Origin of the sequence: Pseudomonas sp. LAIL14HWK12:I7 (assembly GCF_000483465.1) — a bacterium.
Lineage (GTDB): Bacteria > Pseudomonadota > Gammaproteobacteria > Pseudomonadales > Pseudomonadaceae > Aquipseudomonas > Aquipseudomonas kermanshahensis.
Map to the genome: position 1 here is coordinate 390,738 of NZ_AXYZ01000004.1, position 12,581 is coordinate 403,318.

Sequence of the window (12,581 nt, forward strand, 5' to 3'; positions counted from 1 at the left end):
GACTGCCCATGTACACCAAAAATTTTGTCAACCCGTGCCCCGACTGGGCCACGGCGCTGCTCAACGGCTTCAGCCAGGTGCTGCTGCTGCGCAACCCCCTGTGCGGCCTGTGCTGCCTGCTGGCCATCCTGCTGACCGCCCCCAACCTGGTCGGCGGCGCCCTGCTCGGCGCCCTTGCAGGCCTGCTCACCGCCCAGCGCCGCGGCTACGACCGCGCCGACCGCCAGGCCGGGCTGTACTGTTACAACGGCGTGCTGATCGGTATCCTGATCAGTGCGGTACTGCCGTGGTCAGCGATCATGCCGCCGCTGATCCTCGCAGCCGGTGGGCTATCGAGCATCATCACCCACCAATGGCGCAAGCGCGGTGGCAAGTTGCTGATCGCTTATACGGCGCCGTTCGTGCTGTTGGGCTGGGGCGCTTTGCTGATCGCTGAACCCTCGACGGCTGTCTTTGCCGAGCCAGACCCGCTGTACGCCCTGGCGCGCGGTGTCGGCCAGATCTTCCTGCTTGATAACCCATTCGCCGGGCTGCTGATCATCGTCGGCATGTTCATCGCCAGCCCCTACGCGGCTATGTGGGCCGTGATCGGCTCTGCCATCGGGGGCGGCGTCGCGCTGCTCATCGACCAGGCGCAGGTGGCCTGGATGGGACTATACGGCTTCAACGCAGCGCTGGCGGCACTGGCCTTCAGCCGCCAGAGTGAAAAACCCTGGGTGACGTTGTTGGCAATTGCCCTGGCCCTGTTGCTGCAAGCGCTGTTGAACTTGATGCCGATTTCAGGACTGACAGCCCCCTTTGTACTGGCCTGCTGGCTAATGCATTCAGGTAACCAGTTCTGGCAACTTTTACTGCGGCGATACTCCTGGCGTCTACCCAATTGATGACTGAAGCACATCGGACGTGCCGGTCTCTCACAGACAAGCAGTCATATTTAAGAAACGTCGCCGAAAACAAACACCCGATTCACAACTTCCTCCCGCTCCTGCTGCTCCCTGACTAAAACCATCCTACGCTCAATATTGCCAATTTCACTGCTCTGGGCACGCTGGTGATTGGGTACCATCTGGTCCACGCTCATCGGCTCAGTAGCTGGTCTGTGCTCCCAATACCGTACCTCCTTCCAAAAGGATTCACGCTCATAAAAAGAAGGCCCGCCTATGATCAAGTCCGGCACCCCGTACGAGCGTCTCTGCGCGCCCTGCAAGAGCTCACTAGACCCGGAACCGACCACTTCAACAAATTCCATCGAAGTAATTCGCGCTTGCACATACCTTCCCGGACCTGTTTTCAACTCCGGGGGCACTGGAAAGAGACTGAAAAACCCGTATCCCCCAGTCGGGTCTAAGCGATTGACTGGATCGCATTGGCAATAGGCATAAGAGTTGACTCCGCCCTTACCAAACGGGCTCAAAGCATCCGGGCTTAAAAAGCGCATCAACGCGGGGCGATAGAACCGATGTCCATTGCCCAATCCATAGCCATGCAGAACCCCGCTTCTCCGCTCGCCGTTGAAACCCAGCGAAGTACCCGACCCTTCCACCGAATGGCCATAAGCGCTATACGATAGCGTCTGTAATACCAAGCCAGGCTGGTCAGCTGCCCTATTCATGACCGACTCACACGCTCGCCCATACCTGATGCCATTCTGCGGCCAACATTCGCGTCTCAACAACTGGCATTATTGCCAGCTCGCCCTGTTGCAGGCCCAAGCGCTGACCTTCTAGGCTTAATGCTTACGCACCCGGAACAAAAACCATGCAAACCCCGCAATCAATACGTGAGCGGCTCTACGTCATCGTCTTCCAGACCGACACCGTCGCCGGGCGCCGCTTCGACAAGACCCTTCTGCTGATCATCCTTGCCAGCCTGGTCACGGTGATCCTCGACAGCATCGACGAAATCCACCAAGGCTACGCCGGCCTGCTCGCTGCCATCGAATGGGGCTTCACCGCGATCTTCCTGGCCGAATACCTCACGCGCCTGTACTGCTCGCCCAAGCCCCTGCGCTACGCTTTCAGCTTCTACGGCCTGGTCGACCTGCTGGCGATCGTCCCCGGGGTCATCGCCCTCTATTACAGCGACGCGCAATACCTGCTGATCATCCGGGTCATCCGCATGCTGCGGATCTTCCGCGTGCTCAAGCTTGGCCAGTACCTCAAGCAGGCCAACTACCTGATGGCCGCGCTGCGGGGCAGCAAGCAGAAGATCATCGTGTTCCTGGTCACTGTCTCGACCCTGGTGACGGTGTTCGGCACCTTGATGTACGTGATCGAAGGGCCGGAGCACGGCTTTACCAGCATTCCCAAAGGCATCTATTGGGCCATTGTCACCCTGACCACGGTGGGCTTTGGCGACATCGTGCCGAAGACGCCGCTGGGGCAGGTGCTGTCGTCACTGGTGATGATCACCGGTTATTCGATCATCGCCGTGCCTACCGGCATCTTTACCGCAGAATTGGCCAATGCCATGCGTGGGGAGCAGTTGCAGCATGACTGCCCAACCTGCCACAAGAGCAGCCACGAACACGATGCGTCATTCTGTTCGCGCTGCGGCAATGGGCTATTTCCCAAGCAGTGATGCTGCCTGTGCCGGCCCTTTCGCGGGTAAACCCGCTCCCACAGGATCACCACAGGCCTGAGCAGTGCGCGTTCCCTGTGGGAGCGGGTTTACCCGCGAAAGGGCCGGCACAGGCAGAAGCATAACCAAAGTCGTTTTTGTTCTTTAACCCGCATAAACCCAGCCGCTATAGTCGCTGGCAATCTGCCCCAATAACCTTCAAGAACAAGGAAGCAACGTGAAAAAACTCTTCACCGCCTCGCTGCTCGCCGCAGGCCTGGCCCTCGGCAACCTCGCCCAGGCCGCCCCGACCCTGCTCAACGTCTCCTACGACGTGATGCGCGACTTCTACAAGGACTACAACCCGGCCTTCCAGAAACACTGGGAAGCCGAGCACAACGAGAAGGTCAATGTGCAGATGTCCTTCGGCGGCTCGAGCAAGCAAGCGCGCGCGGTGATCGACGGCCTGCCGGCCGATGTCATCACCATGAACATGGCCACCGACATCAACGCCCTGGTCGACAACGGCAAGCTGGTGCCGGACAACTGGGTCACCCGCCTGCCGAACAACAGCGCGCCGTTCACCTCGGCCACCGTGTTCATCGTGCGCAAAGGCAACCCCAAGGCACTGAAAGACTGGCCCGACCTGCTCAAGGATGGCGTGCAAGTGATCGTGCCCAACCCGAAAACCTCGGGTAACGGCCGTTACACCTACCTCTCGGCGTGGGGCTATGTGCTCAAGCAAGGCGGTGACGAGACCAAGGCCCGCGACTTCGTCGGCAAGCTGTTCAAACAGGCGCCAGTGCTGGATACCGGTGGCCGCGCCGCGACCACCACCTTCATGACCAACCAGATCGGCGACGTGCTGGTGACCTTCGAAAACGAAGCCGAAATGATCGCCCGCGAATTCGGCCGCGACCAGTTCGAAGTGGTCTACCCAAGTGTTTCCGCCGAAGCTGAGCCACCGGTAAGCGTGGTTGACAAGGTGGTGGCGAAAAAAGGTACCCAGGCCGTGGCCGAGGAATACCTGAAGTACCTGTGGTCGCCAGCGGCACAGGAAATCGCCGCCAACAACTACCTGCGCCCACGTGATCCGGCGGTGTTGGCCAAGTACACCGACCGTTTCCCGAAAGTCGACTTCCTGTCGGTGGAAAAAACCTTTGGTGACTGGCGTACCGTGCAGAAGACCCACTTCAACGACGGTGGTGTGTTCGACCAGATCTACAACGGGCAGTAACTTACAATCACAGTCCTCACCCTACGGCTACTGCTAGCTCTGTGAGTAGCCGTACTTCAGAAACTTGGCAGCATGGGCCTCATGACTCAATGAGGCACTCACCATGCGTAAATTCCTTTTAATCTCCGCCCTCACCCTTGCAGGTCTCAGCACGGCCAATTCTGCAAACTCCCAAAGCCTTTCGCCGACTGTCGGTCTGCCACTGAACCACCCTGGCATCCTGGTTGACACCGCACTTTTGAATCTCGTCAAAGCCCGATTAGACACGCAGCCTTGGAAGGATGCCTTTGCGCAAGCCAAGCACAGTAAATGGGCCGCTGAGGACTACAAGGCCACCCCCTTCGCCAAGGTTGAATGCGGCTCGGGCTCCACTAACCCACGCGTTGGCTGCTTTGAAGAAATGGATGACGCAGCGGCGACGTACACACAGGCGTTGCTGTGGTCGTATACCGGTAATCCTCAATATGCCGCGAACGTCAGAAGCATTCTGCTGGCGTGGGCAACGACGCTGACGGGCGGACATCAGGCAAGTAATGGCCCATTGCAAGCTGCCTGGACCGCCGCACTCTTTACCCGGGGCCTTGAAATCGTCGATGAAGGCTACACCGGTTGGTTGCCGGATGAACGGGCGAAGGTTAAGAAAATGCTCACAGAGCAGCACCTCCCCACTATCAGGCAGATGTTCATCTCTGGCTCGCTGTGCCATAACAAGAACTGGCATGCCACCGCGATTGAGGCAATGGCCAATATCGGTATCGTCACGGATGACCGCGCGTTATTCGACGAAGCCATCGGGCGTTGGCATCAACTCGTACCTGCTTATATTTATGACGAGCAAAACGGTAACAGGCCGCCCAATGCACCGTGGTGCAGGCTCGATGACGATCGCATCAAGGCCCACTGGCACTTTCCCACCCACTACGTGAAGGGCCTTAGCCAAGAAACCTGCCGTGACCTCGCCCACACTTCAATGGGCTTGGCAGCCATCATCAATGTCGCAGAAACCGCCAGGCTGCAGGGCGTCGATTTGTATAGCAAAGAGCAGCAACGCATCGTCGCAGCGCTGGAACTGCATAGCGCGCAGATGAATGGCAACATCCCGCAGCCGCTCTGCGAAGGGCCTATCCGCGAGAACATCAGCGGCACCTTCGAAATTGCCTACAACCATTACGCACTGCGCAAAGGGGTCAACCTGCCCGAGACGCAAACATTTCTGGCAAAAAAACGCCCACAAGTGGGCGCGTTTCACCTGCGCTGGGAAACGCTCACCCATGGGCTGACGGGCTCGCTGCAAGGCAATCGCTGACCCCAGCACACGCACATCGAACTTTCGCACCGCTGAACGGCTCAGTTTCTGGAGTAACCCTGCCCCGCTCATCCCGGCCCAAGGAGTACTCCAGTGCTGCGCTACCTCACCACCCTGCTGCTCGGCTGCCTGCTGAGCACCCACCTGCTGGCGGCCGACCCCGCCCCCACCGACGCACAACCTGCCGAACCGGAGCCGGTACTTCAGGGCGGCCTGCTCGGTGCCTTGGCCGACGGCCTGGACAGTGCCGCCCAGGAGCTTGACCTGGATGCCCACTTGGTCGACGCCTGGCGCCTGCGCACTGACCGTGCAGCCAAGGAAGTGGAACGCCTGGTCGATCGCCATTCGGCCAGTGACTCGCTCACCTTGGCAGGTAACTTCATCCTGCTGACATTCACTTGGGCCGCGGCCTTCGCAGTGCTCACCACCCTTGGCCGCTGGGGCGCCACGCGCAGCGCCCGCACGGCATGGCTGCGCGACCGCCCGCGCGCCAGCAGCCTGCTCGGCTACCTGCTGCCCTATACGCTTCCCGCCCTGGCCAGCTTGCCGCTGACCTTGTATGTCAGCCGCTTCCTTGACCCATCGATCGCCCGCGCCCTGGGCCTGAGCCTGGCGTACGCCACCAGCAGCGGCCTATTCTCAACCTCGATCATTCTGTGCCTGGTCACCTTGTTCGATGCCGGCCACAAACGCTCGGCCGTGGCAGTGATCAAACGCCTGGCACCGCGCCCGCTGTTCCTGATCGGCTTCCTGGCTGCCTGGAGCGATGCGCTGACCAGCCCGCAGATCGCCCGCCAGTTAGGCGGCAACATCACCGCCAGCATCGCGGTACTCACCGGCCTCACCGCCACGGTCATCTTTGCCAGCCTGGTGATTCGCCTGCGCCGCCCGGTTGCCCACCTGATCCGCAACCGCGCCTTCAAGGACCGCCTGCAACACCGGGCGGTACAGGAAACCCTAAGGATCTTCTCGGTGGTGTGGTATTTGCCGATCCTGCTGATGATCCTGGTCTCGGCCATTCACCTGATCGGCGCTGGCGAAGAAAGCCAGAAGGCGCTGCAAAAAGCCTTGCTGACCACGGTGCTGCTGGTGTCCACGGTGTTTCTCAGTACTTTGCTGCAACACCTGTTGGCGCCCCGCGAAGCCGATGCTGGGCAACGGGTACGGCCTTACAAGGAACTGCTGCGCAGCCTGGCCCACGCGCTGCTGCGCATTGCCATGGCGGTGGCCTTCATCGAACTGCTGGGGCGTATCTGGGGCGTCTCGGTCATCGGCTTCGCCCTGAGCAACCGCCTGGGCCAGGCCATCAGCAATTCGCTGTCGAGCATCGGCCTGATCCTGCTGGTCACCTGGCTGCTCTGGGTGGTGCTCGACACCGCCATTCAGGAAGCACTCAAACCAGCGCCCGGGCGCCGTACCGCGCGCCAGCCGAGCACGCGGGTGCGGACCATCCTGCCCATGCTGCGCAATGCCATCAAAGTGGTGCTGATCGTCATCTGCACCATCACCACCATGGCCAACCTGGGCATCAACGTCGCGCCGCTGCTGGCCGGTGCCGGGGTGATCGGCCTGGCCATCGGCTTTGGCTCGCAGCAACTGGTGCAGGACGTGATCACCGGGCTGTTCATCCTGATCGAAGACACCATTTCGATCGGCGACTGGGTGGTGCTCGACTCTGGCCACGCCGGCACTGTCGAAAGCCTGACCATCCGTACCCTGCGCCTGCGCGACGGCAAGGGGTTTGTGCACTCGGTGCCGTTTGGCCAGATCAAGGCGGTTACCAACCAGTCGCGGCAGTTCGCCTATGCGTTTTTCTCGGTGCAATTCACCTACGACAGCGATGTGGACCAGTCGCTGGCGCTGATCCATGAGGTGGGGCAGTCGATCAGCGACGATCCACTGCTGCGCATCAACCTGCAGGGGCCGTTGCAGGTATTCGGGGTGGACCGCATGGACTTGAACGGGTTTGTGCTGACGGCGCAGTTCCGCACCATTTCCGGTGGGCAGTATGCGGTGAGCCGCGCGTTCAACGAGCGGCTGAAGAAGCGGGTGGACCAGACGGAGCAGGTGAGCTTTGCCCAGGTGTATCCGCTGCCTATGCGTGGAGTTTCAGCGTGATGCAAGCTTCAACCCTGCCGGAATACCAAGGCTTTAAGGCCCCCAGCCGGATCCGCATCAGGAAACTCCGGCGGGTTCTCCAGCCGCTCGACAAAAGCCAACGCAGGCGCCTGCTCGGCCATGCCTTCGATCAAAAACGCTGGCCCGATCCCCGGGTCGTTCACACAGGCCAGCACGGTCCCGCCCTCACTCAGCAGCTCCGGCAACCGCCGCAGAATCTTCGCGTAATCCTGGGTCAGCACAAAGCTGCCCTTCTGGAAGGTGGGCGGGTCGATGATGATCAGGTCATAGGGCCCGTACTTACGCACCTTGCCCCAGGACTTGAACAGCTCATGCCCCAGGTACGCCACCCGTGACGCATCGTGGCCATTGAGCCGGTGGTTGTCTCGCCCGCGGGACAACGCCGACTTGGCCATGTCCAGGTTCACTACCTGCTCCGCCCCACCCGCAATGGCCGCTACCGAGAAACCGCAGGTATAGGCAAACAGGTTGAGCACCCGCTTGCCTGCTGCCTGTTCGCGTACCCAGCGTCGGCCATAGCGCATGTCCAGGAACAGGCCATTGTTCTGACGTACGCCCAGGTCCAGCAGGTAAGTCAGGCCGTCCTCGACGACCTCCCGCTGCTGGCACGGCTCGCCCAACAGCCATTGGCCGGGGCTGTCCGGCAGGTAGCGATGCTGGATGAGGATGGCCTGGCCGTACCATTGCGGGCGCTGGGCGAGGTTACGCAGCATGGCCTCCAGCTCTTCCAGTTGGCCTTCAGGCGGCTCACGGAACAGCGCCACCGACAGCACGCCTTGCAGCCAGTCCACCGTCACCTGCTCAAGGCCCGGCCAGCAGCGGCCACGGCCGTGGAACAGGCGACGGGTTTCCTGTGGGGCGGGGTCGAGGGCGGCGAGCAGGTGTTGCTCAAGGGTCTGGATCGGCGAGGTCATGGCGGGTCGCAAGCTGGAAAAAGCGGCATTCTACCCTTGCGGGCCGCTTCGCGGGTAAACCCGCTCCCACCCGTACTGCACCGCTTCGAAGGACAGCACCTGTGGGAGCGGGTTTACCCGCGAAGAGGCCCGCAAGGTCACCTCAATGTTTGGCTGCAACCCGCGCAGAACTAAACCACCATCCCTGCTGCATCCCCGCCGCTGCCAGCAGAATCAGTGCCACACCCAGCCATTGCAACGGTGCCAGCCGGTGCCCAAAGGCCACCCAGTCGACAAGAATTGCCGCAATCGGGTAAACGAACGACAGCGCGCCAGTCAGTGCGGTAGGCAAGCGCTGGATAGCGCTGTACAGCAACACATACATCACCCCGGTATGAACGATGCCGAGGGTCACCAGGCTGGCCAGCGCCGAAGTCTCACCCGGCAACCCACTCAGCTTGACCCACGGCGCCAGCAGCAGCACGCCGGTGGCAACCTGGATCAATGCAATCAGGTGCGGTGGCGTACCTTTAAGGCGCTTGATGATCAACGCAGCGATTGCATACAAAAACGCCGCGCCCAGCGCCAGGCCAATACCCAGCAGGTAATCCTCGCCACTGCCCTGCCCCACGCCGTGGGCGCTGACGATAGCCAGCATGCCCAGGAAGGCAACGCTCAACCAGGTGACCTTGGGCAAGGTGATCTTCTCGCCCAGAAACACAGCCGCCAGGCCCACCAGCATGAACGGTTGGACGTTGTAAACGGCGGTGCCGATGGCGATCGAAGCGCGTGAATAGGAGGCAAACAGCAACACCCAGTTGCCGACGATGGCCACACCGCTGGCAATCGCCAGCACAAACGCCGTGCGGCCGATCACACCCGGTTTGAGAAAGCCCAAGGCCGCGCAGATCACCAGCAACGTGCCGGTACCCAACACGCACCGCCAGAACACCACGTCGAGTACTGGCTGGCCCGACACCAGCACGAACCAGCCGATGGTCCCGGAAATCAGCATGGCAGCGACCATTTCCAGCGAGCCACGGCGCAATGAACTGTCCATCTCACACCTCCGTTGATAATGGCAACAGTATGCAAAGGGTGGCGGGGGACCTTCCAGCTGATAACAAAGGCGCATCCGCCAGCTTGCCTTTACTATCAAGGCAAATCACCCGAATAGCCTGATGAGGTTACGCATGACCGATGCTATCGACCAACTGCTGATCAACGCGTTGATGGAAGACTCGCGGCGCTCACTCAAGGCCCTGGCGCAGATTAGTGGCTTGTCTGCCCCCAGCGTCAGCGAGCGCTTGCGCCGCCTGGAAGAGCGCGGCGTCTTGCGCGGTTACACCGTGGATGTCGACCCGCGCAGTTTTGGTTACCAGCTGCAGGCGATCGTGCGTATCCGCCCGCTGCCGGGGCAGTTGCAGGAAGTGGAGCGGCAGATCATTGCGATCCCTGAGTTCACCGAATGCGACAAGGTGACCGGCGAGGACTGCTTCATTGCGCGTTTGCATGTGCGCTCGATGGAACAGCTCGACACCCTGCTCGACCGGATCAACGTGCTGGCCGAAACCAACACCGCGATCATCAAGAAGAGCCCGGTGAAGCGACGCCTGCCGCCGATGGGCTGAACCTGCCTCGAGTGGTCTGCGCAGGCAAAAGCTGACTATTTTTTGTACACAGGAATGTCACCATAGGTGCCATTTTTGTGTGCACTTTTCTCAACCGCGCCCCAATACGTTACACCCTTCACGCCACTAATTTTGACCAATTGATCAACTAACAAAACGATCAAAAAATAAAAGCTGTTTATTTGGTCAATTTTTATTTCCTTAATTTCATTTAGTTAGCGTTAAACAAGACGAGTTCAAAACAATGGCAACTTGAACGTCGCTTTTCGGCTGGCATGGAACTCGCTTTTGTGTGTTCGTGTTTTGTATACAAGTTAGGCAAAACATAAATACACAAGAACCCGCGACGCCGCCCTACCCGTCGGCCGCCGCGCCCAGAACCCAGTGATGCCAACGCTGCACCGACGAGATGGCGAGCCCGTGCGCATTGCCCGCTCATCGCAGTCCACGTGCATCAGGAGCCTGCCGGAATGCGTACAAGCCTCGACCTTGCCCCTGAACTTTCCGTCGCCAGCAGCAACCCCATCTCCACACTTGCTGGCCCTGCGCCAGCACTTGAACTGAGCCCGCGCCTGCACAACCGCGACCTCGCCCCGACACGCGCCGAAGGTCGGCGCTGGGGCGGTTACAGCATCTTTGCGTTATGGACCAACGATGTGCACAACATCGCCAACTACTCGTTCGCCATGGGGCTGTTCGCCCTCGGGCTGGGCGGCTGGCAGATACTGGTGTCGCTGGCCATTGGTGCGGCGCTGGTGTACTTCTTCATGAACCTGTCCGGTTACATGGGGCAAAAGACCGGTGTACCGTTTCCGGTCATCAGCCGCATTGCCTTCGGTATCCATGGTGCGCAAATACCGGCGTTGATCCGCGCGGTCATTGCCATTGCCTGGTTCGGCATCCAAACCTACCTGGCCTCGGTGGTGCTGCGCGTGCTGCTGACCGCCGTGTGGCCGCAACTGGCCGTCCACGACCAGGACAGCATCCTTGGCTTGTCGAGCCTGGGCTGGGTCTGCTTCGTGGCGATCTGGTTGGTGCAGTTGGTGATCCTCGCCTACGGCATGGAGATGGTGCGCCGCTACGAGGCCTTCGCCGGCCCGGTGATCCTGCTCACCGTCGCCAGCCTGGCGGTGTTCATGTACTTCAAGGCCGACGCGCGAATCGCCTGGTCGGTGGCGGCGCCGCTGACCGGTTACGAGATGTGGCACAACATCTTCGCGGGCGGTGCCCTGTGGTTGGCGATCTACGGCACCCTGGTGCTCAACTTCTGCGACTTCGCCCGCTCATCGCCCTGCCGCAAGACCATCCGCGTCGGTAACTTCTGGGGCTTGCCGGTGAACATCCTGGTGTTCGCGATGATCACCGTGGTGCTGTGCGGCGCGCAGTTCCAGATCAACGGCCAGATCATCGACAGCCCGACGCAGATCGTCGCCAGCATCCCCAACACCCCCTTCCTGGTCCTGGGTTGCCTGGCCTTCCTGATCGTCACGGTGGCCGTGAATATCATGGCCAACTTCGTCGCCCCGGCTTTCGTGCTCAGCAACCTGGCGCCACGCCACCTGAACTTCCGTCGCGCGGGGCTGATCAGCGCCACCCTCGCCGTGCTGATCCTGCCCTGGAACCTGTACAACAGCCCGCTGGTGATCGTGTACTTCCTGTCGGGCCTGGGCGCCCTGCTCGGCCCGCTGTACGGGGTGATCATGGCCGACTACTGGTTGCTGCGCAAAGGCTGCATCAACGTGCCGCAGCTGTACAGCGAAGACCCGGCCGGCGCTTATCACTACACCAAGGGCATCAACCTGCGCGCCGTGGCCGCCTTTGTGCCGGCCGCACTGCTGGCCATCGTGCTCGCCCTGGTACCCAACTTCCATAGCGTGGCGCCGTTCTCCTGGCTGATCGGTGCCGGCATCGCCGCGGCCCTTTACCTGCTGATCGCGCCACGCAACCGCCACTACCTGGATGTCAGCGGTGAGTGCATCGCCGTTGACCACAGCAGCCACTGATAAGGGAGAGCTGCCATGCGTATTCTGATTGCCAACGTCAACACCACCGAAGCCATCACCGAGGCCATCGCCGAGCAGGCGCGCGCCGTTGCCGCGCCAGGTACCGAAATCATCGGCCTGACCCCGTGGTTTGGCGCCGAGTCGGTGGAAGGCAACTTTGAAAGCTACCTGGCGGCCATCGCGGTGATGGACCGGGTGCTTGCCTACGATGGGCCCTACGATGCAGTGATTCAGGCCGGCTACGGCGAGCACGGCCGCGAAGGCCTGCAAGAGCTGCTGAACGTCCCCGTGGTGGACATTACCGATGCCGCCGCCAGCACGGCCATGTACCTGGGCCACGCCTACTCGGTGGTGACCACCCTGGACCGCACCGTGCCCTTGATCGAAGACCGCTTGCGGCTTTCCGGCCTGTACGACCGCTGCGCGTCGGTGCGCGCCAGTGGCCTGGCCGTGCTCGAGCTGGAAGCCGACCCACAGCGCGCCGTGGAAGCCATTGTCGAGCAGGCCGAGCGCGCTGTGCGCGACGACAAGGCCGAGGTGATTTGCCTGGGTTGTGGTGGCATGGCGGGGCTGGATGAGCAGATCCGTCAACGCACCGGCGTGCCGGTGGTGGACGGTGTGAGCGCAGCGGTGACCATTGCCGAGTCGTTGGTGCGGATGGGGTTGAGTACGTCCAAAGTGCGGACCTATGCCACGCCGAGGGTGAAGAAAGTGGTGGGCTGGCCGATGCGCTTCGGGCGGTAAGATTCAGGTGCCTTAAGTGGCCCTAACGCCGGCAAGCCGACTCCCACAGGATGACCACAGGCCAGAAGG

General features: G+C 61.2%; 10 protein-coding genes and 1 pseudogene. 8 read left to right on the forward strand and 3 right to left on the reverse strand.

All coding sequences use genetic code 11. The annotated features are described in order from the left end of the window. The first annotated feature begins 8 nt into the window (after nucleotides 1–8). A complete protein-coding gene (locus D886_RS0105715) occupies nucleotides 9–884 on the forward strand; it encodes an urea transporter (RefSeq protein ID WP_027592973.1) in 876 nt (291 codons plus the stop codon). Between the two features lie 428 nt (nucleotides 885–1,312). Here the strand turns inward: D886_RS0105715 and D886_RS28540 are convergent. Then, nucleotides 1,313–1,576: pseudogene (locus D886_RS28540) on the reverse strand (RHS repeat-associated core domain-containing protein); the annotation flags it as partial. A gap of 182 nt (nucleotides 1,577–1,758) precedes the next feature. On the opposite strand from D886_RS28540, the gene D886_RS0105730 reads away from it, so the two are divergent. The 4 genes from D886_RS0105730 to D886_RS0105745 all read left to right on the forward strand — a co-directional run bounded on the left by D886_RS0105730 (nucleotide 1,759) and on the right by D886_RS0105745 (nucleotide 7,220). Further along, complete coding sequence (locus D886_RS0105730) at nucleotides 1,759–2,580, forward strand: ion transporter (protein WP_027592975.1); 822 nt, start codon at nucleotides 1,759–1,761, stop codon at nucleotides 2,578–2,580. Between the two features lie 217 nt (nucleotides 2,581–2,797). Then, complete coding sequence (locus D886_RS0105735; protein WP_027592976.1) at nucleotides 2,798–3,796, forward strand: sulfate ABC transporter substrate-binding protein; 999 nt, start codon at nucleotides 2,798–2,800, stop codon at nucleotides 3,794–3,796. A gap of 103 nt (nucleotides 3,797–3,899) precedes the next feature. Continuing rightward, the gene (locus tag D886_RS27670) at nucleotides 3,900–5,102 is read left to right on the forward strand and encodes an alginate lyase family protein (protein WP_081717459.1); all 1,203 of its coding nucleotides are present in this window, start codon (nucleotides 3,900–3,902) and stop codon (nucleotides 5,100–5,102) included. A gap of 93 nt (nucleotides 5,103–5,195) precedes the next feature. Continuing rightward, nucleotides 5,196–7,220, forward strand: a complete 2,025-nt coding sequence (locus D886_RS0105745) for a mechanosensitive ion channel family protein (protein WP_027592978.1) — start codon at nucleotides 5,196–5,198, stop codon at nucleotides 7,218–7,220. Nucleotides 7,221–7,228: 8 nt separating this feature from the next. Here the strand turns inward: D886_RS0105745 and D886_RS0105750 are convergent, their stop codons facing one another. Next, nucleotides 7,229–8,155 carry a class I SAM-dependent methyltransferase gene (locus tag D886_RS0105750; RefSeq protein WP_027592979.1) on the reverse strand — a complete coding sequence of 309 codons (927 nt, stop codon included), beginning with the start codon at nucleotides 8,153–8,155 and terminating at the stop codon, nucleotides 7,229–7,231. A gap of 142 nt (nucleotides 8,156–8,297) precedes the next feature. After that, nucleotides 8,298–9,194, reverse strand: coding sequence for a DMT family transporter (locus tag D886_RS0105755; RefSeq protein ID WP_027592980.1), 897 nt, complete (start codon nucleotides 9,192–9,194; stop codon nucleotides 8,298–8,300). 133 nt (nucleotides 9,195–9,327) lie between these two features. Here D886_RS0105755 and D886_RS0105760 point away from each other — a divergent pair, with 133 nt between their 5' ends. The 3 genes from D886_RS0105760 to D886_RS0105770 all read left to right on the forward strand — a co-directional run bounded on the left by D886_RS0105760 (nucleotide 9,328) and on the right by D886_RS0105770 (nucleotide 12,512). After that, a complete protein-coding gene (locus tag D886_RS0105760) occupies nucleotides 9,328–9,765 on the forward strand; it encodes an Lrp/AsnC family transcriptional regulator (RefSeq protein WP_027592981.1) in 438 nt (145 codons plus the stop codon). A 470-nt stretch (nucleotides 9,766–10,235) separates the two neighbouring features. Further along, nucleotides 10,236–11,768: an NCS1 family nucleobase:cation symporter-1 gene (locus D886_RS0105765; protein WP_027592982.1), complete on the forward strand. Its 1,533-nt coding sequence runs from the start codon at nucleotides 10,236–10,238 to the stop codon at nucleotides 11,766–11,768. Between the two features lie 15 nt (nucleotides 11,769–11,783). Beyond that, complete coding sequence (locus D886_RS0105770; RefSeq protein ID WP_027592983.1) at nucleotides 11,784–12,512, forward strand: aspartate/glutamate racemase family protein; 729 nt, start codon at nucleotides 11,784–11,786, stop codon at nucleotides 12,510–12,512. Nucleotides 12,513–12,581 lie beyond the last annotated feature (69 nt).

Bases quoted from the DNA above. Each gene is read 5' to 3' on its own strand.
- D886_RS0105770 (WP_027592983.1), top strand. From the start codon at position 11,784: ATGCGTATTCTGATTGCCAACGTCAACACCACCGAAGCCATCACCGAG.
- D886_RS0105765 (WP_027592982.1), top strand. From the start codon at position 10,236: ATGCGTACAAGCCTCGACCTTGCCCCTGAACTTTCCGTCGCCAGCAGC.
- D886_RS0105730 (WP_027592975.1), top strand. From the start codon at position 1,759: ATGCAAACCCCGCAATCAATACGTGAGCGGCTCTACGTCATCGTCTTC.
- D886_RS0105760 (WP_027592981.1), top strand. From the start codon at position 9,328: ATGACCGATGCTATCGACCAACTGCTGATCAACGCGTTGATGGAAGAC.
- D886_RS0105715 (WP_027592973.1), top strand. From the start codon at position 9: ATGTACACCAAAAATTTTGTCAACCCGTGCCCCGACTGGGCCACGGCG.
- D886_RS27670 (WP_081717459.1), top strand. From the start codon at position 3,900: ATGCGTAAATTCCTTTTAATCTCCGCCCTCACCCTTGCAGGTCTCAGC.
- D886_RS0105750 (WP_027592979.1), bottom strand. From the start codon at position 8,155: ATGACCTCGCCGATCCAGACCCTTGAGCAACACCTGCTCGCCGCCCTC.
- D886_RS0105755 (WP_027592980.1), bottom strand. From the start codon at position 9,194: ATGGACAGTTCATTGCGCCGTGGCTCGCTGGAAATGGTCGCTGCCATG.